25 protein-coding genes and 1 pseudogene are annotated in these 25,852 nt (G+C 70.1%); 14 read left to right on the top strand and 12 right to left on the bottom strand.

The window, feature by feature from the left end:
• Positions 1-89: 89 nt before the first annotated feature.
• From ACSF8R_RS06270 to ACSF8R_RS06245, 6 genes are all read left to right on the top strand, one after another.
• The gene (locus ACSF8R_RS06270) at positions 90-1,535 is read left to right on the top strand and encodes an alpha-N-arabinofuranosidase (protein ID WP_434810997.1); all 1,446 of its coding nucleotides are present in this window, start codon (positions 90-92) and stop codon (positions 1,533-1,535) included.
• A gap of 64 nt (positions 1,536-1,599) precedes the next feature.
• Positions 1,600-2,607, top strand: a complete 1,008-nt coding sequence (locus ACSF8R_RS06265; RefSeq protein WP_434810996.1) for a LacI family DNA-binding transcriptional regulator — start codon at positions 1,600-1,602, stop codon at positions 2,605-2,607.
• A 101-nt stretch (positions 2,608-2,708) separates the two neighbouring features.
• Positions 2,709-4,379, top strand: a complete 1,671-nt coding sequence (locus tag ACSF8R_RS06260; protein WP_434810995.1) for a circularly permuted type 2 ATP-grasp protein — start codon at positions 2,709-2,711, stop codon at positions 4,377-4,379.
• Entirely contained in the window at positions 4,373-5,305 is a 933-nt protein-coding gene (locus ACSF8R_RS06255) for an alpha-E domain-containing protein (protein ID WP_434810994.1), read from the top strand. Before ACSF8R_RS06260 ends, ACSF8R_RS06255 begins: the two co-directional genes overlap by 7 nt.
• A complete protein-coding gene (locus ACSF8R_RS06250) occupies positions 5,302-6,147 on the top strand; it encodes a transglutaminase family protein (RefSeq protein ID WP_434810993.1) in 846 nt (281 codons plus the stop codon). Before ACSF8R_RS06255 ends, ACSF8R_RS06250 begins: the two co-directional genes overlap by 4 nt.
• Positions 6,148-6,158: 11 nt before the next feature.
• The gene (locus ACSF8R_RS06245) at positions 6,159-6,542 is read left to right on the top strand and encodes a VanZ family protein (protein ID WP_434810991.1); all 384 of its coding nucleotides are present in this window, start codon (positions 6,159-6,161) and stop codon (positions 6,540-6,542) included.
• 109 nt (positions 6,543-6,651) lie between these two features.
• Here the strand turns inward: ACSF8R_RS06245 and ACSF8R_RS06240 are convergent.
• The 7 genes and pseudogenes from ACSF8R_RS06240 to ACSF8R_RS06210 form a co-directional block, all read right to left on the bottom strand.
• Positions 6,652-7,628: pseudogene (locus ACSF8R_RS06240) on the bottom strand (NAD(P)H-dependent flavin oxidoreductase).
• 110 nt (positions 7,629-7,738) lie between these two features.
• Positions 7,739-8,083 carry a hypothetical protein gene (locus ACSF8R_RS06235; protein WP_434810990.1) on the bottom strand — a complete coding sequence of 115 codons (345 nt, stop codon included), beginning with the start codon at positions 8,081-8,083 and terminating at the stop codon, positions 7,739-7,741.
• Positions 8,084-8,142: 59 nt separating this feature from the next.
• Complete coding sequence (locus ACSF8R_RS06230) at positions 8,143-9,564, bottom strand: rhamnulokinase (protein WP_434810989.1); 1,422 nt, start codon at positions 9,562-9,564, stop codon at positions 8,143-8,145.
• Positions 9,565-9,682: 118 nt separating this feature from the next.
• Positions 9,683-11,719 carry a bifunctional aldolase/short-chain dehydrogenase gene (locus ACSF8R_RS06225; protein WP_434810988.1) on the bottom strand — a complete coding sequence of 679 codons (2,037 nt, stop codon included), beginning with the start codon at positions 11,717-11,719 and terminating at the stop codon, positions 9,683-9,685.
• A gap of 43 nt (positions 11,720-11,762) precedes the next feature.
• Positions 11,763-12,683, bottom strand: a complete 921-nt coding sequence (locus ACSF8R_RS06220; RefSeq protein WP_434810987.1) for an alpha/beta hydrolase fold domain-containing protein — start codon at positions 12,681-12,683, stop codon at positions 11,763-11,765.
• Position 12,684: 1 nt separating this feature from the next.
• The gene (gene rhaI / locus ACSF8R_RS06215; RefSeq protein WP_434810986.1) at positions 12,685-13,851 is read right to left on the bottom strand and encodes an L-rhamnose isomerase; all 1,167 of its coding nucleotides are present in this window, start codon (positions 13,849-13,851) and stop codon (positions 12,685-12,687) included.
• A complete protein-coding gene (locus ACSF8R_RS06210; protein WP_434810985.1) occupies positions 13,848-14,228 on the bottom strand; it encodes an L-rhamnose mutarotase in 381 nt (126 codons plus the stop codon). The genes rhaI and ACSF8R_RS06210 overlap by 4 nt, the downstream gene beginning before the upstream one ends.
• 134 nt (positions 14,229-14,362) lie before the next feature.
• Here ACSF8R_RS06210 and ACSF8R_RS06205 point away from each other — a divergent pair, with 134 nt between their 5' ends.
• A complete protein-coding gene (locus tag ACSF8R_RS06205) occupies positions 14,363-15,361 on the top strand; it encodes a LacI family DNA-binding transcriptional regulator (protein WP_434810984.1) in 999 nt (332 codons plus the stop codon).
• Positions 15,362-15,376: 15 nt separating this feature from the next.
• Here the strand turns inward: ACSF8R_RS06205 and ACSF8R_RS06200 are convergent, their stop codons facing one another.
• The gene (locus ACSF8R_RS06200) at positions 15,377-15,703 is read right to left on the bottom strand and encodes a hypothetical protein (protein WP_434810983.1); all 327 of its coding nucleotides are present in this window, start codon (positions 15,701-15,703) and stop codon (positions 15,377-15,379) included.
• A gap of 199 nt (positions 15,704-15,902) precedes the next feature.
• Between ACSF8R_RS06200 and ACSF8R_RS06195 the strand changes: the two genes are divergently transcribed.
• From ACSF8R_RS06195 to ACSF8R_RS06180, 4 genes are all read left to right on the top strand, one after another.
• Positions 15,903-16,169 (top strand): hypothetical protein, encoded by a 267-nt coding sequence (locus ACSF8R_RS06195; protein ID WP_434810982.1) that lies wholly within the window; start codon positions 15,903-15,905, stop codon positions 16,167-16,169.
• A gap of 67 nt (positions 16,170-16,236) precedes the next feature.
• Positions 16,237-16,941 (top strand): TetR family transcriptional regulator, encoded by a 705-nt coding sequence (locus ACSF8R_RS06190; RefSeq protein ID WP_434810981.1) that lies wholly within the window; start codon positions 16,237-16,239, stop codon positions 16,939-16,941.
• Positions 16,942-16,952: 11 nt separating this feature from the next.
• The gene (locus ACSF8R_RS06185; protein ID WP_434810980.1) at positions 16,953-17,939 is read left to right on the top strand and encodes an ATP-binding cassette domain-containing protein; all 987 of its coding nucleotides are present in this window, start codon (positions 16,953-16,955) and stop codon (positions 17,937-17,939) included.
• Positions 17,936-19,603 (top strand): ABC transporter permease, encoded by a 1,668-nt coding sequence (locus tag ACSF8R_RS06180; RefSeq protein WP_434810979.1) that lies wholly within the window; start codon positions 17,936-17,938, stop codon positions 19,601-19,603. The genes ACSF8R_RS06185 and ACSF8R_RS06180 overlap by 4 nt, the downstream gene beginning before the upstream one ends.
• A 1-nt stretch (position 19,604) precedes the next feature.
• Here ACSF8R_RS06180 and ACSF8R_RS06175 read toward each other — a convergent pair whose 3' ends face one another.
• Both ACSF8R_RS06175 and ACSF8R_RS06170 read right to left on the bottom strand, forming a co-directional pair.
• Positions 19,605-20,933 (bottom strand): MFS transporter, encoded by a 1,329-nt coding sequence (locus ACSF8R_RS06175; protein WP_434811144.1) that lies wholly within the window; start codon positions 20,931-20,933, stop codon positions 19,605-19,607.
• 5 nt (positions 20,934-20,938) lie between these two features.
• Positions 20,939-21,400: a MarR family winged helix-turn-helix transcriptional regulator gene (locus ACSF8R_RS06170; RefSeq protein ID WP_434810978.1), complete on the bottom strand. Its 462-nt coding sequence runs from the start codon at positions 21,398-21,400 to the stop codon at positions 20,939-20,941.
• A 61-nt stretch (positions 21,401-21,461) separates the two neighbouring features.
• Between ACSF8R_RS06170 and ACSF8R_RS06165 the strand changes: the two genes are divergently transcribed.
• From ACSF8R_RS06165 to ACSF8R_RS06155, 3 genes are read left to right on the top strand one after another with little or no spacing between them, the layout of a single operon-like run.
• Positions 21,462-22,349, top strand: a complete 888-nt coding sequence (locus tag ACSF8R_RS06165; RefSeq protein WP_434810977.1) for an alpha/beta hydrolase — start codon at positions 21,462-21,464, stop codon at positions 22,347-22,349.
• Positions 22,350-22,365: 16 nt separating this feature from the next.
• Positions 22,366-23,415, top strand: coding sequence for a lipoate--protein ligase family protein (locus ACSF8R_RS06160; protein WP_434810976.1), 1,050 nt, complete (start codon positions 22,366-22,368; stop codon positions 23,413-23,415).
• Positions 23,412-24,356 (top strand): DNA-methyltransferase, encoded by a 945-nt coding sequence (locus ACSF8R_RS06155; RefSeq protein ID WP_434810975.1) that lies wholly within the window; start codon positions 23,412-23,414, stop codon positions 24,354-24,356. Before ACSF8R_RS06160 ends, ACSF8R_RS06155 begins: the two co-directional genes overlap by 4 nt.
• Here ACSF8R_RS06155 and ACSF8R_RS06150 read toward each other — a convergent pair.
• Positions 24,319-24,957 carry a YdcF family protein gene (locus ACSF8R_RS06150; protein ID WP_434810974.1) on the bottom strand — a complete coding sequence of 213 codons (639 nt, stop codon included), beginning with the start codon at positions 24,955-24,957 and terminating at the stop codon, positions 24,319-24,321. The genes ACSF8R_RS06155 and ACSF8R_RS06150 overlap by 38 nt on opposite strands.
• Positions 24,958-25,004: 47 nt before the next feature.
• Entirely contained in the window at positions 25,005-25,841 is an 837-nt protein-coding gene (locus ACSF8R_RS06145) for an alpha/beta fold hydrolase (RefSeq protein WP_434810973.1), read from the bottom strand.
• Positions 25,842-25,852: the final 11 nt, after the last annotated feature.

The raw sequence follows: 25,852 nt of genomic DNA, 5'->3' as shown, positions 1-25,852 counted from the left end.
GACCCGAGACTCTGTCAACGCCGACAGGAGAACAGGCCGCCGCCTGACCGAACCGACCGCACGACCAGACCGAAAGGCCTCACCCACCCATGATCCGCATCGACGCCGCCACGGCGACGCACCAGATCGACCGTCGCATCTACGGCCAGTTCGCCGAGCACCTCGGCCGCTGCGTGTACGAGGGATTGTGGGTGGGTGAGGACTCACCGATCGCCCATCACAACGGCATCCGCACCGACGTGATCGCGGCGCTCCGCCACATCAAGGTGCCGCTCGTGCGTTGGCCCGGCGGCTGCTTCGCCGACGAATACCACTGGCTGAAGGGTGTCGGCGACGACCGGCAGCCGATGGTGAACACCCACTGGGGCGGAGTCGTCGAACCGAATACGTTCGGCACCCACGAGTACTTCGAACTGCTGAACCAGCTCGATGCCGAGGCGTACATCAACGGCAACGTCGGCAGCGGCACGGTCGCCGAGATGCACGACTGGATCGAATACATGACGCTCGACAGCACGGCGCCGATGGCCGAGCTGCGCAAGCGGCACGGGCGTGAACAGCCGTGGAAGGTGGAGTTCTTCGGCGTCGGCAACGAGAGCTGGGGATGCGGTGGCAACATGCTGCCGCTGCACTACGCCAACCAATACCGGCAGTACCAGACGTACGTGCGCAAGTACGGCGCCGAGCCCATCGCGAAGATCGCGTGCGGGGCCAACTCGGACGACTACGAGTGGACCGACGTGCTCATGGCCCGCGCCGCCGACCACATGGACGGCCTCAGCCTGCACTACTACACGCTGCCCACAGGGGAATGGTCGGTGAAGGGCGCGGCGACCGGCTTCGACGACCACGCCTGGCACGAGACACTGCGCCAGACCCGTCGCATGGACGAGCTCATCACGCGGCACAGCGGCATCATGGACCGCTACGACCCGGCAAAGCGCGTCTCGCTCATCGTCGACGAGTGGGGCACTTGGTACGACGTGGAGGAGGGTACGAACCCGGGCTTCTTGTACCAGCAGAACACGCAGCGCGACGCGCTGGTCGCCGCGATCAACCTCAATATCTTCCACCGCCACGGCGACCGGGTCCGCATGGCCAACATCGCGCAGATGGTCAACGTGCTGCAGGCGATGATCCTCACCGACGGTGCCGCCATGGTCACCACGCCGACCTACCACGTGTTCGACCTGTACACCGATCACCAGGACGCGACCTTCATCCCGACCGCGCGCGGCGCCCTCGGGGCCGACGGCGAACTGACGGTGTCGGGCAAGGACGGCGCGATCACCCTCAGCGCCGCCAACACCTCGCTCACGACCGAGATCGAGGCCGAGTTCGAGTTCACCGAGCCGGTCGACGAGGTGCTGCGAGCGCAGCTGCTCGCCCCGGCCGCGCCCGGCGACCACAACACCTTCGAGACACCGGATGCCGTCGCACTCACCGACCTCACCGTCTCGGTCGATGGGCGCCGCGTCTCGTTCACGCTGCCGCCGCACGCTGTCGCGACCGTCCGGGTGCGCCCGCGTGGGTGAACCCGGCCGGGGCGTGTCACGATAGCGAGGCGTGTCACGATAGCGGGGTGAGGGGAGCGACGCCATGACCACGATGCAGGACGTCGCCCGGCACGCCGGCGTCTCGGTCATGACCGTCTCGAACGTCGTCAACCACCACCCTCACGTACGGGATTCGACGCGCGAGAAGGTGCTCGCCTCGATCGCCGCGCTCGGCTATCACGTCAACGCCGCCGCGCGCAGCCTCCGCCAGGGGCGCACCGGTGTCATCGGCCTCGCCGTGCCCGAGGTCGACCGCCCGTACTTCGGCCTGCTCGCGACCCTGCTCATCGAACGCGCCGCCCGCGACGGGTTCGAACTCGTCATCGAACAGACGGGCGCCCGACGCGACCGCGAACTGGATGCCATCACCCGGTCGCGTCTGCGCAGCTACGACGGCCTCGTGCTGCACGCCGCCGAACTGCACGACGACGACGCGACACTGCTGCGCGGCGACTTTCCGATCGTCGTGCTGGGGGAGCGCGGGTACACGTCGCCGCTCGACCACGTCGAGATGGCCAACGCCAAAGGCGCGGCGCTCGCCAGTGAACATCTGGTCTCGCGCGGCTCGCGCCGCATCGCGATGCTCGGCGGACGCGTCGGCGACCCCGACGACATCGACGTCGCCACCCTGCGCACAGGCGGGTACCGTGAGGCGCTCGCCGCCGCCGGCATCCCCTTCGACGCGGCGCTCGTGCGCGCTGCGGCCTACACCTTCGAAGGCGGGCGGGATGCGGCGGGGCTGCTCATCGACGAGATCGCCGACGTCGACGGCATCCTGTGCGCGACGGACGTCGTCGCGATCGGCGCCATGCGCGCCCTGCGCGAACGTGGCCTGCGCGTGCCCGAAGACGTGCGCGTCATCGGGTTCGACGACGTGCCGCTCGACGCATTCCTCACCCCCTCGCTCAGCTCGATCGCACCCGACCACGAAGCCATGGCCGACGCTGCGATCAGCATGCTCACCGAACGCATCTCGGGCACCAGGGCGCCCGGCGAATACCGCTCCTTCGTCGCCGACGTGCGGCTCATGGCGCGCGAATCCACCGCCTGATCGCCGCTGCGCGCGACGCGCGTCGTAACCGACATTCGTCGGGTGCGCAAGGCCCCGAACGGGAAACACCGTCGCAACACCTGGGCCGTTAGGCTCGTCGCATGGGTGACCTGTTCGACGGATACGGATCCACGGCGGCGCCGCGCAAAACCGCTTCAGGTGTGCCGGCGTTCGACGAGATGTTCAGCACGCCCCCGACTTCGCGCGCGGCCTATCGGGAGCTCTACCAGGCGTTGGCGCAGATGACGCAGGAAGAGCTGCGTGGGCGCACCGATTCGCTCGCCAGCTCGTATCTGGCGCAGGGCGTCACGTTCGACTTCGCCGGCGAAGAGCGGCCCTTCCCGCTCGACGCGGTGCCCCGCATCATCCCGTTCGATGAATGGTCGCAGGTCGAGAAGGGCGTGCAGCAGCGCGTGCGGGCGCTCGAGGCGTTCCTCGACGACGCGTACGGGCACCAGCACTGCGTCCGCGACGGCGTGCTGCCCGCGAAGCTCATCGCGTCGTCGCAGTACTTCTACCGGCAGGCCGCCGGCATCCACTCCGCCAACGGCGTGCGCATCCAGGTGTCGGGCATCGACCTGATCCGCGACGAGCACGGCGAGATGCGCGTGCTCGAAGACAACGTGCGCGTGCCCTCGGGCGTCAGTTACGTCATCTCGAACCGTCGTGTCATGGCGCAGACCCTGCCCGAGCTGTTCGTCTCGATGCACGTGCGACCCGTCGGCGACTACCCGAACAAGCTGCTGCAGGCCCTGCGCGCATCGGCCCCGCCCGGCGTCGACGACCCGAACGTCGTCGTACTCACCCCCGGTGTCTACAACTCGGCGTACTTCGAGCACACGCTGCTCGCGCGCCTCATGGGTGTCGAACTCGTCGAGGGCCGCGACCTGCTGTGCCAGGGCGGCAAGGTGTTCATGCGCACCACCCGCGGCCCCCGCCGGGTCGACGTCATCTACCGCCGCGTCGACGACGACTTCCTCGACCCGCTGCAGTTCCGCGCCGACTCGATGCTCGGCGCCCCCGGCCTCATGCTCGCCGCACGCCTCGGCAACGTCACGATCGCCAACGCGGTCGGCAACGGCGTCGCCGACGACAAGCTCCTCTACACGTACGTGCCAGACCTCATCCGGTACTACCTGGCCGAAGAGCCCATTCTCAAGAACGTCGACACGTGGCGGCTCGAAGAGCCCGACGCGCTCGAAGAGGTGCTCGACCGGCTCGACGAACTCGTCGTCAAGCCCGTCGACGGCTCGGGCGGCAAGGGCCTCGTCGTCGGCCCCGACGCGTCGCGCGGTGAGCTCGACGAACTGCGCAAGAAGCTGCTCGCCGACCCGCGCGGCTGGATCGCGCAGCCGGTCGTCATGCTCTCGACCATCCCGACGCTCGTCGAAGACGGCCTGCAGCCCCGCCACGCCGACCTGCGGCCCTTCGCCGTCAACAACGGCGACGAGGTGTGGGTGCTGCCCGGCGGACTCACCCGCGTCGCCCTCCCCGAAGGCCAGCTCGTCGTCAACTCGTCGCAGGGCGGCGGGTCGAAAGACACCTGGATCGTCGGCGGATCGGCGCCCGGTCGCCCCGAGTACGGACAGCGCCAGCAGCCCGACGTCGCCGGCATCGTCGAAGAGCAGGCCGCCGTCACCGAGGCGATCTCGATCATCTACGACCCGCAAGAGCTGCAGGTGCATTCACCGCAGGACCAGCCGGCCGGCCGCTCCGAACAGGAGCAGCAACAACAGCAGGGCCGTGACGAGGGAGGTGCGTCGACATGCTGAGCCGCATCGCCGAATCGCTGTTCTGGATCGGACGCTACATCGAGCGTTCCGACGGCACCGCCCGCATCCTCGACGTGCACCTGCAGCTGCTGCTCGAAGACCCGTGGATCGACGAAGACACCGCATGCCGCTCGCTCATGGGCGTCATGGGCTCCTTCCCGCCGGCCGACACCGAGCGGGTGACGCGCAGCGCCGTGCTCACCCACCTCGCCGTCGACCGCACGAACCCGTCGAGCATCGCCTACGCCGTGCAGGCCGCCCGCGAGAACGCACGCCGCGCCCGCGAGATCGTCTCCACCGAACTGTGGGAGACCCTCAACACCACCTACTCGCGTATGCCCCGTCGCCTCAACGACGAGAAGGTGCACGAGTTCTTCCAGTGGGTGCGTGAGCGTGCCGCGCTCGCCGTCGGCATCACCGACAACTCCACGAGCCGAGACGAGTCGTGGCAGTTCTTCACGCTCGGTCGCGCGATCGAACGCACCGACATGACGGCGCGGATGCTGGCGACCCGGTCGCTCACCGAGGCATCCGGTCCGTCGTGGACGACCATCCTCCGCTCCTGCGGTGCGTACGAGGCGTACCTGCGCACCTACCGCGGCATGCCGAGCGCGTCGAACGCGGCAGAGTTCCTGCTGCTCGACCGGCTGTTCCCGCGGTCGATCATCCACTCGATCCAGATGGCCGAGCAGTGCATGAGCGCGATCGACCCCGTCGCCGACCGCGTCGGACACTCCAACACCGTGCTGCGTGCGCTCGGCCGCATCCGCAACGACCTCGAGTACCGCCCCATCGGCGAGATCATCGACGACCTGCCCGAGCACATGGACCAAGTGCAGAAGGTGACGCGCGAGGCGAGCGAGGCGATCCGCGGAAGATTCTTCCCCACGCACGCCGAGCCGAGCTGGATCGGAGAGACCTCATGAAGCGCCTGCGCATCGAGCACGCCACCGGCTTCACCTACCCGGGTGATGTCGGTGCGAGCTACAACGAAGCCCGCATGACGCCGAACTCAACCGACAGCCAGTTCGTGCTGAGCGCGCAGCTCGATCTCGAACCGTCGACCGGTGTCAATTACTTCACCGACTACTTCGGCACCCGCGTCGCCTCGTTCGACGTGCTCGCCGCCCACTCCGCGCTCATGATCACGGCGCGATCACTCGTCGAGGTGCGTCCGCGGCCCGTCGAGCACGCCGAGGTCACCTGGGACGAGCTGGCGGAAGACGCCGTCGGCTCGGTCGCGACCGTCGAGATGATGGGCCAGACCGCTCGCACCGCGCCGCACGCAGAGGTCGCCGAGCTCGCCACGCGCATCGCCGCCGAGCACGCGAACCCGTCCGAAGCGGCACTCGCGATCGCCCGCGCAGTGGGCGATGCCGTCGACTACATGCCCGGCGTCACCGGCGTGCACTCGACCGCGGCCGAAGCATGGACCGAACGCAAGGGTGTGTGTCAGGACATCGCGCACATCACGCTCGGCGCACTGCGAGCCGTCGGCATCCCCGCCCGCTACGTGTCGGGCTACCTGCATCCCAACCCGGATGCCGAGGTGGGCGTCGCCGTCACCGGTGAGTCGCACGCGTGGATCGAGTGGTACGACGGTTCGTGGCAGGGCTTCGACCCGACGAACAACGTCGAGATCGGCGACCGCCACGTGCTCGTCGGCCGAGGCCGCGACTACAACGACGTGCCCCCGCTGCGCGGCGTGTACGCCGGCGGCCACAAGGGTGAGCTGCTCGTGAAGGTGACCATCACTCGCGAGGCGTGAGCGGGGCCGGCGTGGGTTCGGAGCCTCTCGCGCGCGACCGATGGCGAACCGCCGCGTGGGTGCTGTTCGCGCTCGCGTGCGCCGCGAACCTGTACGGTCTGTTCGCGCCGTCGCAGCCGGGGCCGGGGCTGCCGGGCGGTCTCGACAAGGTCGCGCATGCGGCGAGCTTCGCGTCGATCATGATCACGGGCATGTTCGCCGGCATCCGGGCGGTGCCGCTCGCCATCGTGCTCACGGTGCACGCGATCGGGTCGGAGCTGCTGCAGGGCTGGCTGCTCGCCGATCGCGCCGCCGACCCGTGGGATGTCGTCGCCGACCTCATCGGGGTGGGGCTGGGCTGGGCCGCGATCTGGCTCTCGGCGCGAGGTGCGGCGCGGCGACGCGCGGGCGGGTAGCCGCGCTGGTCGCGTTCGCAGCGCAGGAGAAATCACCAGGACAGGATGATCCGGCGCGAAACGTCCTGTTGCGGTGATTTCTCCTGTTGCGGTGCGGGATGCCGGGGCGTCAGGCCCGGGGCAGCCCGGCGGCGAGTTCGGCGAACACCTCGGCCGCCGTGTCGAGGCGGGCGAGCGGGGCGGACTGGCCCGACCACAGCGACTGCAGGTCGCCTTCGCCGACACGGTTCGCCTCTGTCCGCAGGGCCCCGACCACCCACGCCTGCGCCGGGAACGGCGCGATCGGGCCGGACTCGACCGTCTCGATGAGGGTGTTGCGGATGCCGCGGGCCAGCCGCCCCGTCGCCGCCCGGGTGAGGACCGTGCCGGCGTCGGTGACGGCATCCAGTGCGGCGCGGTGCGCGGCGCTCGCCGCCGACTCGCGGGTGCGCAGGAACCCGGTGCCGACCTGCACCGCGTCGGCGCCGAGCGCGAACGCGGCGGCGACCCGCGCCGGTCCGCGATGCCGCCCGCCGCGATCACCGGGATGTCGACGGCGTCGACGACCTGCGGCACCAGCGAGAACAGGCCGACGAGCGACCGCTCCGCCGGTTGCAGAAAGCTCACCCGATGCCCGCCGGCCTCGAAGCCGCTCGCGACGACGGCATCCGCCCCGGCCGCCTCGACCTCGCGTGCCTCGGCGACCGTCGTCGCCGCACCGACGACCCGGGTGCCGCGCTCGTGCGCCGCGTCCACCCACGCGCGCGGCGGCATGCCGAACACGAAACTCGTGACCGCAGGGGCGGCCTCGAGCACCGCATCCAGTTGCGCGTCGACGTCGGGCGCCGACGGGATGCCGGAGGGGAGAGGGATGCCGAGCCGTTCGTACAGCGGCGCGACCGTGCGCAGCGGCTCGGTGAGGTCGACCTGGTCGGCGGGGACTTCGTCGCCGGCGGGCACCCAGAGGTTCACGGCGAACGGGCGGTCGGTTGCCGCGCGCAGGGCGGCCACCGTCTCGTGGATGCGCTCGGGGGAGTAGCCGTACAGCCCGAACGACCCGAGCCCGCCCGCCTCGCTCACCGCCGCGGTCAGCGCGACCGACGACATGCCGCCGAACGGGCCGAGGACGATCGGGCGGTCGAGTTCGAAGAGCGTCATGCCTCCAGCATGCCGCGCTGGGAGCTTCCGCGGGGGGGGGGGGGGGGGGCGTCGCGCCCTCAGCGTGCCGCGGCGCCGAACGGGCAGGCGGGTGGTTCCGCCATGCCGAGCCAGTGCGTTCCGGCCGCGTCGACGGCACCACGGAATCCGCCGACGCCGATCGGTTCCCGCAGTTCTTCAGCGAACGCCTGGCCAGACGACTCGGGATCGTCGGGCGCTGCGTGCGGCGGGAACGTGAACCGCCCGCCGAGGATGAGCTCGGGATCGATCGTGCGCCGGTATACGACGCAGATCGACGTGTCGGATTCGACCCATGCCCCTAAGACCTCGACATCGTCTCGGAAGTACCGCAACACGTCGAGAAGCGTCGCATCGAGTACACGTTGCGCGTCGGATCGTCCCATGCCCCGATTCTCGCAGGCCACGCGCCGGTCGTTGAGCGAGCGCAGCGAGACGAAACGTGTCAGCTACGCGGTTCGAAGCGCTGCAGGTCGACCGACGCCCGCACCGCGGCACGCAGGGTCTCGAGCGTCGCGTGCTCGCCGAACCAGCCGTGGGCGCGGGCCTGCACGAGCACATTGCCGAGGGCAGTCGCCTCGACCGGGCCGGCGAGCACCGGCAGACCGGTGCGGTCGGCGGTCGACTGGCACAGCAGCCGGTTCAGCGACCCGCCGCCGACGACGTGGACGACTTCGAGCGTGCGTTCACTGAGGGATGCGGCGGTGGCCACGGCATCCGCGAACGCCGCCGCGATCGACTCGACGATCACCCGGGCGAACCCGGCGCGCGTCTCGGGCACCGGTTTGCCATCCCGCCGCAGCAGCGCGGCGATGCGTGCGGGCATGTCGCCCGGCGCCGACAGCGACTCGTCGTTCGCGTCGAACACGGCAATGTCGCCCTCGACGGCAGCGGCTTCGGCGAGCAGCGCGGGCAGGTCGATCGTCTCGCCGGACTCGGCCTCCCACGCGCGCACCGACTCACTCAGCAGCCACAGTCCCGTGACGTTGTGGAGGAACCGGATGCGGCCGTCCACGCCGCCCTCGTTCGTGAAGTTCGCTTCGCGGGCGGCGTCGGTGACGACCGGCTCGTCGAGCTCGACCCCTACGAGCCCCCACGTGCCGCATGAGATGTACGCGGCGGTCGCGGCATCCGACATCGGCACCGCGACGACCGCCGACGCCGTGTCGTGCGACCCGACCGCGATGACCGGCACCTCGGCGCCGACACCGTCGTGGCCATCGGTCCGGGTCGTGCCGAGCGCGGCGCCGGGGTCGACGAGCGGGGGCAGCAGGTCGGTGCGGATGCCGAGGCGCTGCGCCAGGTCGGCATCCCACGCGCCTGTCGACACGTCGAGCAGGCCGGTCGTCGACGCGTTCGTGCGCTCGGCGGCGACCGCGCCGGTGAGCAGCCAGGCGACGAGATCCGGGATCAGCAACACGCCGTCCGCGGTGTCGAGGCCGCGCTCGACAGCGAGCTGGTACAGCGTGTTGAACGGCAGGAACTGCAGGCCATTGCGGCGATACAGCTCGTCGAACGGCACCTGCGCGTGCACCGCCTCGACCCCTGCCGTGGTGCGCTCGTCGCGGTAGTGGAACGGCTCGCCGCGCAGCTCGCCGCCCTCGATGACGCCGTAGTCGACGGCCCACGAGTCGATGCCGATCGACGCGATGCCCGGCTCACGGCGCAGCGCCTCGCGCAGCCCCGCGACGATGTGCCCGCGGAGCGCCGAGAAGTCCCAGTGCAGCGAGCCGTCGGCATCCGCGACCGGCCCGTTCGGGAACCGCGCCACCTGCTCAAGCTCGAGCACGCCATCGCCGACCCGCCCGATCATGACCCTCCCACTCGTCGCGCCGAGGTCGACGGCCGCGACGACGCCGCCGGTCATGAGGTCGCTCCTCGCCACGTTTCGTCTCGCTGCGCTCGCTCAACGACCGGTTGGGACATCTCGGTCGCCCCGCGAGGAGCGAAGCGACGAGACGAAACGCGCAACGCCGCGACGCTGTTCATCGCAGGAACGCGGCGGCGACACCGGAGTCGACGGGGATGTGCAGTCCCGTGGTGCGGCTCAGCTCGGGGCCGGTCAGCACGAACACGGCGTCGGCGACGTTCTCGGGCACGACCTCGCGCTTGAGGATGGTGCGGTTGGCGTAGAACTGGCCCAAGTCCTCCTCGGCGACCCCGTAGGTCGCGGCGCGGTTGGCGCCCCAGCCCGACGCGAAGATGCCGGAGCCGCGGACGACGCCGTCGGGGTTGATGCCGTTGACGCGGATGCCGAACTCGCCGAGTTCGACGGCCAGCAGCCGCACCTGGTGGGCCTGGTCGGCTTTGGCCGCCGAGTACGCGATGTTGTTGGGGCCGGCGAACACCGAGTTCTTCGACGAGATGTAGATGATGTCGCCGCCGAGCTGCTGGTCGATGAGGATCTTCGCGGCCGCCTTCGACACCAGGAACGAGCCCTTCGCCATCACGTCGTGCTGCAGGTCCCAGTCCTTCTCGGTCGTCTCCAGCAGCGGCTTGCTCAGCGACAGGCCCGCGTTGTTGATCACGAGGTCGACGCCGCCGAAGGCGAGGACCGCGGCATCCAGCGCCGCCTGGATCGCGTCGGCATCTGCGACGTTCGCCGCGACGCCGATCGCGACATCCGTGCCGCCGAGGTCGGCAGCGGCGGCCTGCGCCTTCTCGAGGTCGAGGTCGGCGATGACGACGCACGCGCCCTCTGCCGCCAGGCGCACCGCGATGGCCTTGCCGATGCCCCCGGCGGCGCCGGTGACGAACGCGACGCGGCCCTGGTGGGTCTTCGGCTTCGGCATGCGCTGCAGCTTCGCCTCTTCGAGCGCCCAGTACTCGATGCGGAACTTCTCGGCATCCGAAATGGGCGTGTACGTCGACAGCGCCTCGGCGCCGCGCATCACATTGATCGCGTTGACGTAGAACTCACCCGCGACGCGCGCGGTCTGCTTGTTCGCGCCGTAGCTGAACATGCCGACCCCGGGCACGAGCACGATGAGCGGGTCGGCGCCGCGGATCGCGGGGGACTCGGCGGTCGCGTGGGCGTCGTAGTACGCCTGGTAGTCCTCGCGGTACGCGGCGTGCAGTTCGTGCAGGCGGGCGATCTGGTCCTCCACCGATGCCGTGGCCGGCAGGTCGAGGATGAGCGGCTTCACCTTCGTGCGCAAGAAGTGATCGGGGCAGCTCGTGCCGAGCGCCGCGAGGGCGGGCGCCTGCTCGGATGCCAGGAACTCGAGCACCGCATCGCTGTCGGTGTAGTGGCCCAGCATCGGCTTGTCGGTCGACGCGATCCCGCGGATTGTCGGCGCGAGTGCCGCAGCACGGGCGTGGCGCTCGGCCTCGGGCAGCGCCTCGAAGCCGGCACGCACGCCGCCGAACGGGTCGGCCTTGCCGTGCTCTGCGATGTAGGCCGCGGCCGTGTCGATGATCCACAGCGAGTTGGCCTCCGACTCTTCGCTCGTGTCACCCCACGCGGTGATGCCGTGGCCACCCAGGATGCACCCGATCGCCGCGGGGTTCTGCGCCTTGATCTCGGCGATGTCGAGCCCGAGCTGGAAGCCGGGGCGGCGCCACGGCACCCACACCACCTTGTCGCCGAAGATCTTGGCGGTGAGCTCCTCGCCGTCGGCGGCGGTCGCGATGGCGATGCCCGAGTCGGGGTGCAGGTGGTCGACGTGCGCGGCATCCACCAGTCCGTGCATGGCGGTGTCGATCGACGGGGCGGCGCCTCCCTTGCCGTGCAGGCAGTAGTCGAACGCGGCGACCATCTCGTCCTCACGGTCGACACCCGGGTAGACGTCGACCAGCGCGCGCATGCGGTCGAGGCGCAGCACCGCGAGCCCCTCGGGCTTGAGCGTGCCGAGGTCGCCGCCCGAGCCCTTGACCCACAGCAGCTCGACGGGCTCGCCGGTGACCGGATCGGTCTCGGTGCCCTTGGCCGACGTGTTGCCGCCGGCGTAGTTCGTGTTCTTGGGGTCGGCGCCCAGGCGGTTGCTTCGCGCGATCAGCTCAGCGGCGGTGGGGTTCGTCATGGTGGGTTCCTTCAGGGGGTGGTCTGTGTCGGCTGCTCGCCTGTCACGATCCGTGGATCGAGGGCGACGATTGCGACAGGTGAGCGGCGGGGGTGGGGGTGAGGGTCGTGTCGGCCAGCGTTGCGAGGCGGGCGCGGATGCGCGTGATGGATGCCGCGAACGCGGGAGCTTCGGGACGGTTCAGGTGCCCGTGCTGGGTACCGGGCTCGAGTTCGACCTCGACGTCGACACCTGCTGCGGCCAGCGACGCGGCGAACGCCTCGCCCGAGACGCGCAGCTCGTCGACGTCGCCGTTGATGACGTACGTGCGGGGGAACCCTTCGAGCTCGGCCGTCGAGGCGAGCCCGGGGATGGCGTAGACGTCGGCGCCGACCACCGGTCCGCCGAGGTAGTTCTCGTACATGCCGAGCACCGCCGCCGGGCCGAATCGATCGGCTTCGGGGTCGGCATCCAGCGCCGCGCGCAGGTCGGGCGACGGGGTCGCCTGCACCGCGTGCAACGTCGGGTAGGCGAGGATCACGAGGTCGGGGAGCGTTTCGGTCCCACCGTTGCGAGCACCGTGCAGCAGGCACAGCGCGGCACCGGCGGCGAGGTTACCACCGGCCGACGTGCCGCCCAGGGCGAGCGAGCGGATGCCGAGGTCATCCGCGTTCGCGACCGTCCACTGCCACGCCGCGACGAGGTCGTCGGACGCCGCCGGGTAGTGCACGCCGTCGTGCTGCGGCACGCCTGCAGCCGCCGCCCACGCGGCCGGGGTCGGTGCGAGCCGGTAGTCGACGCTCACGACGGTCGTGCCCGATGCCGCGAGCGCGCGGGCCACGGCATCCGATTCGGCCATGTCGAGGTCGCCGCCGGCGAACCCGCCGCCGTGCGCCCATACGAGCCCCGTGCCGTCCGGTTCGCCCGCCGGGTACACGCGCACGAGCCCGTCGGCCGCGGCATACGGCTGCGCGACGGACGTCATTTCAGGCGCCCCAGCCGGCCTGGGTGCCGCCCACGCGGTCGGCTTCGAGCTGCTGTTGGTGGCCCGATGCCGCGTAGGCGGCCATCGGGTCTTCGGGCAGGCCGCGCGAGGCGCGCCACTCGGCAAGGGCGGGGCGCACGTCGGTGTAGAAGGCATCCATGAACACGGCCTGCGCGCCGAGCACGTCGTTCGCCGACTGCGCGGCGGCGAGGGCGTCACGGTCGACGAGCAGAGCGCGTGCCGTCATCTCCTGCACGTTGAGCACCGAGCGGATCTGGCCCGGGATCTTCGCCTCGATGTTGTGGCACTGGTCGAGCATGAACGCCACGTCGGGGTTGTTCAGTCCGCCGCCGCGGACGACCTCGAACAGGATGCGGAACAGCTGGAACGGGTCGGCGGCGCCCACGATCAAGTCGTCGTCGGCGTAGAAGCGCGAGTTGAAGTCGAACGATCCGAGCTTTCCGAGGCGCAGCAGCTGCATCACGATGAACTCGATGTTCGTGCCGGGGGCGTGGTGCCCGGTGTCGAGGCACACCATCGCGCGGTCGCCGAGGGTCGCCACCTGTGCGTACGAGGTGCCCCAGTCGGGAACGTCGGTGTGGTAGAACGACGGCTCGAAGAACTTGTACTCGAGCACGAGGCGCTGGTCGCCGGTCAGACGCGCGTAGATCTCGCGGAGCGAGTCGTTGAGGCGGTCCTGACGGGCGCGCATGTCGGTCTGGCCCGGGTAGTTCGATCCCTCGGCGAGCCAGATCTTCAGGTCGCGGGAGCCCGTGGCATCCATCACGTCGACGCACTCGAGGTGGTGGTCGATGGCCTTGCGGCGGATGCGGTCGTCTTCGTGCGTGAGGGCGCCGAACTTGTAGTCCTCGTCCTGGAAGGTGTTCGAGTTGATCGTGCCGAGCTTCACGCCGAGGTCTTCGGCGTGACGGCGCAGGTCGTCGTACGAGTCGACCTTGTCCCACGGAATGTGCAGCGCCACCGACGGGGCGAGACCGGTCAGCTCGTGGACCTTCGCGGCATCGGCGATCTTCTCGAACGGGTCGCGCGGGGTGCCCTCGGTCGTCCACACGCGGAAGCGCGTGCCCGAGTTGCCGAAAGCCCAACTGGGCAGCTCGATGCCCTGCCCGGCGAGCTGGTCTTGGATCTGGGGGGAGAGGATGCTCACGATGCGTCGCTTTCAGGGGTGGTGGTCGGGCCGGCGGCGCTGGATGCCGCCAGTTGGTCGTACAGGTTGAAGACTTCGGTGAGGGGGGTGGCGGCCTGGTCGGGGCGGCCTTCGAGGCCGACGAAGAAGCGGGCCATCTCGGCCTCCCAGCGGGCGGCGACGTCGGACGCGGCCAGGTAGCGCTGGGCGGCCTCGTCGTCGTCGGTCTCGTAGTAGCCGATGAGCCGGCCGCCGTCGCCGAGGAACAGCGAGTAGTTGCGACGCCCGGCCGCGGCGATCTCGGCGAGCATCTCGGGCCAGACCGGGGAGTGACGGGCGATGTACTCGTCGAGCAGGTCGGGGTGGATCTGCAGCTGGAAGCAGACGCGGGTGGTCATGTCGCACTCCTTCGTGGGACCGATCGCGGGTTCGAGGGGATCGTTCAAGGGGCCATCTGTTCAACGATTCAATGAATCGTTTCAAACTTTAGACCCTCCGATAGGCTCGCGTCAACAACCAACAAGGGGGACCGATGGCGGTCAGCGTTCGAGACGTCGCACAGGCGGCATCCGTCTCGGTGGGCACGGTCTCGAACGTGCTCAACCACCCCGACAAGGTCGCCCCGGCCACCGTCGAGCGCGTGCAGGCGGCGATCGCCGAACTCGGTTTCGTGCGCAACGACGCCGCCCGTCAACTGCGCGCCGGACGCAGCCGCAGCCTCGGACTGGTCGTGCTCGACGTCGGCAACCCGTTCTTCGCCGAGGTCGCCCGCGGTGCCGAAGAACGCGCGGCCGCGCAGGGCATCTCGGTGCTGCTCGGCAACAGCGACCAGGACGCCGATCGCGAGCAGGCCTACCTCGACCTGTTCCGCGAGCAGCGCGTCAATGGCGTGCTCCTCACGCCCAACCAGCTCGACCCCGACCGCATCCAGCGACTCCGCGCCGCCGGCGTGCCCGTCGTGCTCGTCGACGCCGAAGACGGGCAGACCCCGTCGGTGTCGGTCGACGACGTCGAGGGCGGCTATCTTGCCGTCTCGCACCTGCTCTCCCTCGGGCGGCGGCGCATCGCTTACGTCGCGGGCCCGCTGTCGATCCGGCAGGTCGCCGACCGTCTGGATGGTGCCCGCCGCGCCGTCTCAGAATTCTCAGACGCGACGCTCGAAGTGCTCGAATCGACGGCGCTCGACGTGCTGCAGGGGCGCGAAGCCGGCGAAGCGCTCGCACGACGGGATGCCGCAGACCGACCCGACGGCGTCTTCTGCGCCAACGATCTGCTCGCCGTCGGTGCGCTGCAGGGCCTGTCGATCCTGTCGAGTGTGCGCGTGCCCGACGACATCGCGCTCATCGGTTACGACGACATCGCGTTCGCCGCCGCCACCGTCGTGCCGCTCAGCTCGATCCGCCAGCCCGCGCGCGAGATCGGCTCGACCGCCGTCGAACTGCTCTTCGAGACCCTCGACGCCCCGGATGCTCCCGCCCGGCAGGTGCACTTCCGTCCCGAGCTCGTCGTCCGCGCCAGCACCGCGGGCTGACGCGAGCAGGTCTGGCTAGGACGCCGCGCACGGCTCCCCGGCAACGTGGTCGATCGAGTACTCGGTGATGATGTAACTCTCGCCATCCCAGTCGATGACGAATTGGCCGAGCTGTACGCCGTCGTCGCTCACGGCGGGCACGACCACGAGGCTGGTCGGGGATGCGTTCGCCTCTACCCGGGGCAGCGAGTTCAAGGCGGCTTCGATCGTCAGGATCACATCTTCCGGCGTTGAGCGCTCGTCGGCAGGTCCGGGCGATTCGCGGAGACGCTCGTGTCCGCGAAGCATTCCCTCCAGCACCTCACGCCGTGACGCTTCACCGCCACCAGGTTCCCACGTCATGAACGCGAACGTGCCGCATTCGGCTGCATCGGATGTGCTGCCTGTCGGGGTCGCCGGAGAGGAGGGAGATGCGCAACCCGTCAGAGCGGCGACCACCAGCGTGGCGGCGAGGGTGAGCCGAACTGCTTGTCGATCACCCATCACAGCAGGGTACGACGCCGAGTCGAGCAGGAACAGTCGGGTTCAGTACGATGCGGGCATGACGAACAGTGTGCAGGTGGATGCCGACCTCAAGCCGATCCGGACCCTGCGGAAGCTGACGATCGCCGCCTGGATCATCGAGGGACTGTGCGTGCTCGGGGCCGTCCTCATCATGCTGATGAACGGGCACATCGGGGGTCTGGCCGTCGCGGGAACCTTCCTGCCCGTCGCGTTCATCGTCACAGCGATCAACGAGCACGCGAAGGTGAATGCCGCGATCGCCGGCCGGACGCGAGTGGTGGAGCCGCAGCTCGACGAGCGGTAGGTGGCGCCGCCTGTCGAGCAGGGCGCCCCCTTGCGCGCGCGGTGAACACGTGATTACCGTGGTGAACATGAGTTCACCATGGGGAGGGACGCGGCGACACCGGGCGACCGAGGCCGATCTGACGACGCGGGCGCGCATCCGGCGAGCGGCGATCGCGCGGTTCGGGCGCGACGGGTTCGACGCGAACCTGCGGGCGATCGCGGCGGATGCCGGGGTGACCGCGCCCGCGATCATCAAGATCTTCGGATCCAAGGACGGCCTGCACGCCGCGTGCGACGCGCACGTGTTCGAGATCATCCGCGAGAACAAGAGCGCCGTCGTCGGCGGCGCCAATCCGCCCGGCGCGCTGCTCACACAGATGGCCCGCGCCGCCGAGTACCGGCCCATGATCCTGTACGTGCTGCGCTCGTTCCAGGCCGGCGGCGACACCGCCCGCGCGTTCGTCGACCACATGACCGACGACGCCCTGGCCTATATGGCCGAAGGCGTCGCATCCGGCCTGATCGTCCCCAGTCGCGACGAACGGAACCGCATCCGGTTCCTCGTCGGTGCGACGCTCGGCAACCTGCTGCTCGAAGTGCTCTACGCTCCCGACTCCGACGCCGTCGACAGCGAAGCGTTCTGGGATGCCGCGCTGCAGCGCCTCGGCCTCGCGGGCCTCGAGCTGTACACCGAGGGTCTGCTCACCGACCACTCGATGCTCGACAAGTACCTGCAGTACATCTCCGATCCGCCGATGGATGCCGCCGCCACCGCATCCACCACCGACTGAAGGAGAACACCATGTCCACCGCACCCACCACCCGCCGCGCCGCTCGCACCGGCACCGATGCGCCCGCCATCGAGATCGCAGGGCTCCGCAAACACTTCGGCTCCGTCGTCGCGCTCGACGGCCTCGACCTCGTCGTCGACCGCGGCGAAGTCCACGGCTTCCTCGGCCCGAACGGCGCCGGCAAGTCCACCACGATCCGCATCCTGCTCGGCCTGCTGCGCGCCGACGGCGGCACCGTCCGCATCTTCGGCGACGACCCGTGGACCGACGCCGTGGCGCTGCACCGGCGCCTCGCCTACGTGCCCGGCGACGTCGAACTGTGGCCGAACCTCACCGGCGGCGAGGCGATCGACCTGCTCGGTCGGCTGCGCGGCGGCATCGACCGCGCCCGCCGCGACGAGCTCGTCGACCGGTTCGACCTCGATCCGCGCAAGAAGGGCCGCACCTACTCGAAGGGCAACCGGCAGAAGGTCGCGCTCATCGCCGCGCTCGCCAGCGACGTCGACCTGCTGCTGCTCGACGAGCCGACCGCCGGGCTCGACCCGCTCATGGAGGCCGTGTTCCAGGCCTGCATCCGCGAAGCGGTGGATGCCGGGCGCACCGTGCTGCTGTCGAGCCACATCCTCGCGCAGGTCGAGGTGCTCGCCGACCGCATCTCGATCATCCGGCAGGGCGTCGTGGTCGAAACCGGGAGTCTGCGGGAGATGCGTCACCTCACCCGCACGAGCTTCACGGTGCTCACCGACCGTCCCGCCGACGCGCTGGCGAACCTGCCGGGCGTGCACGACGTGCGCAGCGAGGGCGACCAGGTGCGGTTCGAGGTCGACGGCGAGGCGCTGCCCGCCGTCGTGCGCGACCTCGCAGCGCTCGGCGTCTCAGGCCTGACGGCGACCCCGCCGACCCTCGAGCAGCTGCTGCTGCGCCACTACGGCGATGAGCTCGCCGAGCACCGCGCCAGTGCGGCGTTGGACGGTGCGGCGCTGGACGGTGCGCGATGACCGCCGTCGACACCCGGGTACGGCGGAGCGCTCAGCCCGCGGCATCCCGCCCCGGCGGTGCACTCACCGGCTACGGCAACATGCTGCGGTTCATGCTGCGGCGCGACCGCATCCGGTTCCCGTCGTGGACGCTCGGCCTCACGATGCTGCTGGCGTACTTCTCCACCGTGCTGCCGATCGTCTTTCCCGAGGCCTCCGACCTCGAGGCGTTCGCGGTGCTCAGCAGCAACCCGGCCGCGGCGCTGCTCATGGGTCCCGGCTTCGCGGGCTACGACCTGTCGCTCGGGCTGTTCTTGGCGGGCACCTACGGCCTGTACCTCATGATCGGCGCCGCGATCATGAGCATCCTCACGATCGCCCGTCACACCCGCGTCGAAGAGCAGTCGGGCCGCGCCGAACTCGTGCGGGCGAGCGTCGTCGGCCGCCACGCGCCCCTGAGCGCCGCGCTCACCGTCGCCGCACTCATGAACATCGTCATCGCGGTGCTCATGGGGGCGATGCTGGTCGGTCTCGGCTTCGACCCGGCAGGGTCGTTCGCGCTCGGCGCCGCCGTGGGCGCTGCGGGGCTCGCGTTCGCCGGCATCACCGCGGCCTGCGTGCAGCTCACGGCGTTCTCGCGCACCGCATCGAGCATCGCGGGTGTGGTGCTCGGCGCTGCATTCGTCGTCCGCGGGCTCGGCGACATGGCGCAGGCGCAAGACACCGACGCCGCATGGCTGTCGTGGCTGAGCCCGCTCGGCTGGTCGCAGAAGGTCGTGCCGTTCGGCGCGGACGACTGGATGCCGCTGCTGCTGTCGATCGCGTGCTTCGTCGTGTTCGCGGTCATCGGCTTCGCGCTCGCGGACCGCCGGGACCTGGCCGCCGGGCTCGTGCCGCCGCGCCGCGGGTCGCCGCATGCAGCTGCCTGGTTGGCATCTTCGTTTGCGCTCGCGTTCCGGTTGCAGCGCGCCGCGATCATCGGGTGGACGGCATCCATGCTCGCGATGGGGCTCGTGTACGGGTCGTTCACGCAGGCGATGATCGACGGGTTCTCCGACGCGCCACCAGCCGTGCTCGCGCTGTTCGGCGGCGAGGACGACATGCTCACCGGCTACCTCGGCATGATGGGGCTGCTGATCGGCATGATCACGGCGATCTTCGCGATCCTGTCGGTGCAAGGTCTGCGCTCGGAGGAGGACGACGGCCGCAGCGAACCCGTGCTCGCCGCGGCCGTGTCGCGGCCGGGGTGGCTCGGATCGTGGCTCGGCGTCGCAGCCCTCGGCATCGTCGTCCTGCTGCTGGCGGGCGGCTTTGGTGAGGCGCTCGGCGTGGTGCTGTCGACCGGCAGCGGCGACCTGTTCTGGCAGGTGGTGTGGGGGCACACGGTGCACGCGCCCGCGGCGTGGGTGGTGCTCGCCGTCGCAGGTCTGCTCTACGGCGCCGCGCCGCGCTGGCTCGGGCTCGCGTGGATCCTGTTCGGGTTCTCGTTCTTCATGGGCTTCTTCGGGCAGATGCTCGACGTGCCCGAGTGGGTCGAGAACCTGTCGCCGTTCGCGCACATCGGCCGGTACCCCGGAGGGGAGGTGTCGGCTGTCGCGATCGTCGTGCTCACCGGCATCGCCGCGGTCATCGCCGCCCTCGCCCTCGTCGCGTACCGGCGCCGCGACCTGCGCGGCGGGGCCTGAGTCAGCGCGTGGCGCGGGGAGTGTCCGGCAGCCGGATCGGCGTGGTCTGCGCGATCTGGTCGCTGAACTCTTCGGGTGCCGCCACCGCGATCGGCCGCGTCTCGTCGAGCGAGAGGCGGAACCGGCGCGACTGGTGGCGGTGCAGCCGCCCCGACACGATGAGCCACGTGAGGCCGACCGCGAAGGCCAGGAACGCCGAGCCCGCGCCGAGCAGGATCGCCGCGCGCGGCCCGAAGGCATCCGCGACCCAGCCGACGATCGGTGCGCCGATCGGCGTGCCGCCCAGCAGGATCGCCATGTACAGCGCGAGCACGCGACCGCGCAGCGGCGGGTCGGTCGTCGTCTGCACGTAGCCGTTGGCGGTCGTGAGCGTTGTGACCACCGCGAAGCCCGTGAACATGAGCGTGAGCGCGTACAGCCAGTAGCTCGGCATGAACGCCGAGACGAGGGCCGCGGCGCCGAACATGCCGGTGCCCACGATCACCATGCGGATGCGGGCGCGATCGCGGCGGGCGGCCATCAGGGCGCCGGCGAGCGAACCGACCGCGAGGATCGAGCTCAGCAGGCCGTAGCCGTCGGCCTCCTGGCCGAACTCCAGCGCCATCGTCGAGGCGAAGATCGGAAAGTTCATGCCGAAGGCGCCGAGGAGGAACACCATGACGAAGGTCACGACGAGGTCGGAGCGGCCGGCGACGTAGCGGAAGCCGTCGGCCAGGCGTGATGCGCCCGTTGCCTTCGCGCGGGGGATGAGCTCGTCGGTGCGGATGAGCCCGAGCGCCACGATCATCGCGAGGAAGGTGATCGCGTTCAGCAGGAACACCCAACCCGTGCCGACCGCGACGATCACGAGGCCCGCGACGGCGGGGCCGATCATGCGGGCGCCGTTGAACGACGCGGCGTTGAGCGCGACGGCGTTCGACGCGAAGTCACGCGCGACGAGGTCGCTGACGAAGGCCTGCCGGGCCGGATTGTCGAACGCGGCGATCACGCCGAGTACGAGCGCGAACGTGTACATGAGCGGCAGCGTCATGACGCCCGCGAGCAGCAGCACCCCGATCGCGGCGCCCAGCAGCAGCAGCGCCGACTGGGTCACCATGAGCAGCTTGCGTCGTTCGAAACGGTCGGCGACCCAGCCCGTGACGCCGACGAGCAGCAGCGGCGGCGCGAACTGCAGCGCCATCGTGATGCCCATCGCGCCCGCGTCGTTGTCGGTCAGCTCGGTCAGCACCACCCAGCTGAGCGCGGTCGCCTGCATCCAGGCACCGACGTTGGAGACGAGCGCGCCGATGAACCAGACGCGGTAGTTGAACGACGCGAACGAGCGGAACATGTTCTTCATCGGGCGGCCACCCCCGTCATGATCTCGGCGGCGGATGCCAAGGTCGCCCGCTGCTCGTCGGTGAGTTCTGCCAGCGCGTGTTCGAGCCAGGAGTCCCGGCGGCGCACCGTTTCTTCGACGACGTCGCGGCCGGCATCCGTGAGGTCGATGTTGACCTTGCGGCGGTCGTCTTCGTCGGGGGTGCGAGAGAGGTAGCCGCTCTCTTCGAGGCAGTTGACCGTGCGGTTCATCGACGGCGCGGAGACGCGCTCCCGATCGGCGAGTTCGCCCAGGGTGTGGGGGCCGTGGATCTTGAGCGCGGCGAGCACGGCGAACTGGCCGTCGCTCATCGTGTCGACCGCGCGCTGCGAGCGCAGGCGGCGGGCCAGGCGGAAGGTGGCCATGCGCAGGTCGGCGGCAGCGCGCGCGTCGTCGGTGGGGGAGAGCGGTGTTGCGGGGGAGGATGCGGCGGTCTTCATGCGAATACTTAGCATAGCTCATTAGTCATGCTAAAGAAAGCGGCGGCCTTAGACTCAGCGCATGCCCTCGACCCCCGACAGCGCAGTCACCGCCGGCGAGCACAGCTACATCGACGCCCACGGCATCGAGATCGTCTACGACGTCTACCCCGCGCAGGGCACCCCGCGCGGCGCGGTGCAGCTGCTGCACGGCGTCGGCGAGCACGCCGGCCGCTACGCCGCCCTCGGCGAGGCCCTCAGCGCCGCCGGATTCCACGTCTACGCCGACGACCACCGCGGCCACGGCCGCACCGGCATGGGACAGCACGACGACGACGCCACCCGACTCGGACGACTCGGGCCCGGCGGCATCCCCGCCACCCTCGAGGCCTGCTGGCAGTTCACGCGGCTCATCAGGCAGCAGCATCCAGACCTTCCGCTCGTGCTCATCGGGCACTCGTGGGGATCCTTCCTGTCGCAGATGCTGCTCAACGACCACCCCGACGCCTACGACGCCGTCGTGCTCTCCGGCTCTGCGCTGCGCTGGCCCGGGTCTCTCAACGCAGGCGACCTCAACGCCCGTTGGAAGGCACCCGACGCCATGGGCACCGAATGGCTGGCGAGCGACCTCGAGGTCGGGCGCGCGTTCCTCGACGACCCGCTCACGACCTCGACCCCGCTGCTGCAGCTGTTCGGGCCGATCGACGCCGCGCGCCTCTACGGCCGCCCGCGCAAAGACCTCGGCCGCGACGTGCCGGTGCTGCTCATGGTCGGCCGCGACGACTCCGTCGGCGGACCCCGCAGCGTACACAAGCTCGCCGCCGCCTACCGCGACCGCTCGCGGCTGACCGATGTGACCACGTACGTCTACCCCGACATCCGCCACGAGATCTTCAACGACGTCTCGCAGGCCGAAGTGCGGGCAGACCTGCTCGCGTGGCTCGATGCCCGCATCCCCTCACGCCCCTGAAGCCTAGGCTGGAACCATGCACGGTGAGTACAAGGTTCCGGGCGGAAAGCTCGTCGTTGTCGACCTCGAAGAACGCGACGGCAAGATCGCCGAATTCCACCTCGCGGGTGACTTCTTTCTCGAGCCCGACGACGCCCTCCTCGACATCGACGCCGCCGTCAACGGGATGCCGGTGACCTCCGACGTCGCCGCGATCGCCGCAGCCGTCCGCGGCGCGCTGCCCGAAGGCGCACAACTGCTCGGCTTCACGCCCGAGTCGGTCGGCACCGCCGTGCGCCGCGCACTCGTCACCGCCCCCGGCTGGAGCGACTTCGAGTGGGAGGTGCTGCACGAGAAGGCCGTCTCGCCGCGCATGAACCTCGCGCTCGACGAAGTGCTCACCACCCGCGTCGGCGACGGCCGCCGCAAGCCGACACTGCGCATCTGGGAATGGGACGAGTCCGCCGTCGTCATCGGCTCGTTCCAGTCGTATCGCAACGAGGTCGACCCCGACGGTGCCGCCCGGCATGGCTTCGACGTCGTGCGCCGCATTTCGGGCGGCGGCGCCATGCTCATGGCCGCCGGCTCGATCGTCACCTACTCGCTCTACGTGCCGGGCTCACTGGTCGCCGGCATGACCTTCGCGGACTCGTACGCGTTCCTCGATGACTGGGTGCTGCAGGCGCTGCGCTCGCTCGGCATCGACGCCGTCTACCAGCCGCTCAACGACATCGCCTCCGCCCACGGCAAGATCGGCGGCGCCGCACAGAAGCGGCTCGCGAACGGCGGCATCCTGCATCACGCCACCCTCAGCTACGACATGGACGGTCAGGTCATGACCGAGGTGCTGCGCATCGGCCGCGAGAAGCTCAGCGACAAGGGCACCACCTCTGCCGCAAAGCGGGTCGACCCACTGCGCAGTCAGACGGGCCTGCCCCGCGAGCAGATCATCGAACGGTTCATCGAGACCTTCTCGACCCTCTACGGCGCTGAACCCGGCACCATCAGCGACGACGAGTACGCCGAGGCCCAGGCCCTCGTCGACGCGAAGTTCTCCACCGACGCGTGGCTGCACCGGGTTCCGTGACCGGGCAGGTTTCGCCCGTCCCGCCCGCGCCGGCGAGTGTTGAGATCCACCAGGGCGACAACCTCGAGATCGCCCGCACGCTGCCCGCCGGCTGCGCGACCCTCGTCTACCTCGACCCGCCGTTCAACACCGGTCGCCCGCAGGGTCGTGCCATCGAGTCCGCCGTCCGAACTCCTGAGTTTCTGTCACGGGAGGCGTCCGAAGCGGCGGTTTCGGGTGGTCCGGTGCAAGAACTCAGGAGTTCGGCACCGTCGGATCGGGCGCGCCCCGTGAAGGGCGGGTTCCGCGGCACGGCGTACGCCCGCACGCGCGGTGCGCTGCGCACCTACGACGACCGGTTCGACGACTACTGGGACTTCCTCGAGCCGCGGCTGCGCGAGGCGTGGCGGCTGCTCGCCGACGACGGCACGCTGTACCTGCACCTCGACTACCGAGAGGCGCACTACGCGAAGGTGATGCTGGATGCCGTGTTCGGCCGCGACTGCTTTCTCAACGAACTGATCTGGGCGTACGACTACGGCGCCAAATCACGCAGCCGCTGGCCCACGAAGCACGACACGATCCTCGTGTACGTGAAAGATCCCAAGGGGTATTGGTTCGACAGCGACGCCGTCGACCGCGAGCCGTACATGGCGCCCGGTCTCGTGACGCCCGAGAAGGCGGCGCGCGGCAAGCTGCCGACCGACGTGTGGTGGCACACGATCGTGCCGACCTCGGGGCGCGAGAAGACCGGCTACCCGACCCAGAAACCCGAGGGCATCCTGCGGCGCATCGTGCAGGCATCCTCGCGCCCGGGTGACCTCGTCGTCGATCTGTTCGCCGGCAGCGGCACCACCGGCGCGGTGGCCTCGGCGCTCGGGCGTCGCAGCATCCTCGTCGACCACAGCTCCGAGGCGATCGCGGTCATGCGGCAGCGGATGCCGCACGCGACGCCGGCGTGACTGCGCGCGCCGCATCGCGCCGATCCGCGACGCGGCGGGCGAGCAGGTTGTAGACCGTCAGCACCGGCCGGAACGGCCCGAGTTCGAGCGGGCGGAAGTCGGCCGTCGGCGCGAGCCGCGCCCACAGGTGCGGTTCCGACGCCCGCAAGTACCCGCGTGCGCGGCGCGCGTGGTGGGTGTCGGAGGCGATGCGGATGCTGCGGGCGTCGCGCAGCCACGGCATTGACAGCGCGAGGTTCTCGCGCGTGGTCGTGGCGCGGGTCTCGCGGGCGATGCGGTCGGGGGTGAGTCCCAGCCGTTCACCGTACGCGGCCATGACGACCGCCTCGGGAATCTCGCCGCGCACGGCGCCCCCGGTGAAGACGTAGAGCGGATCGGCCGGTGCCGAGCGGCGGGCGATGCGGGTGCGCCACCGCTGCAGCAGCCCCGCCCGGCCGTCGCGGCGCGACGGGTACCCGAGCACGAGCACGACGTCGTCGCCGGGCCCGTCCACCCGCTGCGCCGGATAGTCGGCGCGCGCCGTGCACCACGCATCCACCTCCGCCCACACGACGACCGCCGCAACCAGCCCCGCCAGCACGCGAAACTTCACAAATGTCACGGTTTCGCGCCCAGAACGTGACATTCGTGACGTCTCGCGGCGACCGCTCACGAGCGCAGGAAGGCGAGGAGTGCTTCGTTGACCTCGGCGGCGTGGGTCCACAGCAGGCCGTGCGGGGCGCCTTCGATCTCGACGTAGACGGCGTCGGGGAGGAGGTCTTTGAACTTTCGCGCCGTCTTGTCGATCGGCAGGATGTTGTCGGCCGTGCCGTGCACGATGAGCGCCGGCACGGTGATCTCGGGGATGTCGGCGCGGAAGTCGGTCGGCCAGGTGAGCGGCGCCGCTGCGATCGCGATGTTGCCGGCGTGGTTCGCGACGGCGACGCTCGCGTCGACCGCCTCCTGCGAGATGCGCTCGCCGAGCAGGTCGTCGAGGTTGTAGAAGTCGCGGAAGAAGCCCGTCAAGAACGCGTAGCGGTCATCGCGGACGGCGGCGGCGGTGCCGTCGAAGAAGGCCTGGTCGCCCGCGCCGTCAGGGTTGTCGTCGGTGATGAGCAGGAACGGCTCGAGCGAGCCGAGGAACGCGGCCTTCGCGATGCGCGCCGAGCCGTACCGGGAGAGGTAGCGGGCGATCTCGCCGGTGCCCATCGAGAAGCCGACGAGCACCGCGTCGGTCACATCGAGCTCTTCGAGCAGTGCGTGCAGGTCGGCTGCGAACGTGTCGTAGTCGTACCCCGACCCGGCCTTCGTCGAGGCCCCGAACCCGCGGCGGTCGTACGCGATGACGCGATAGCCGGCATCCAGCAGGGCCGCCTGCTGCTTGCCCCACGACTCGCCGTTCAGCGGGAACCCGTGGATGAGCACGACCGGCTGCCCCGATCCCTGATCGGTGTAGAAGAGGTCGATGTCGACCGAGTTCTCGGTCGCGACGGTCACGTATGCCACGGGATGCTCCT

This window comes from Microbacterium sp. bgisy189, assembly GCF_965345345.1.
Classification (GTDB): Bacteria; Actinomycetota; Actinomycetes; order Actinomycetales; family Microbacteriaceae; genus Microbacterium.
Note: the sequence above shows the minus strand (reverse complement) of the source record. Positions and strands in the feature narration are given on the sequence as shown.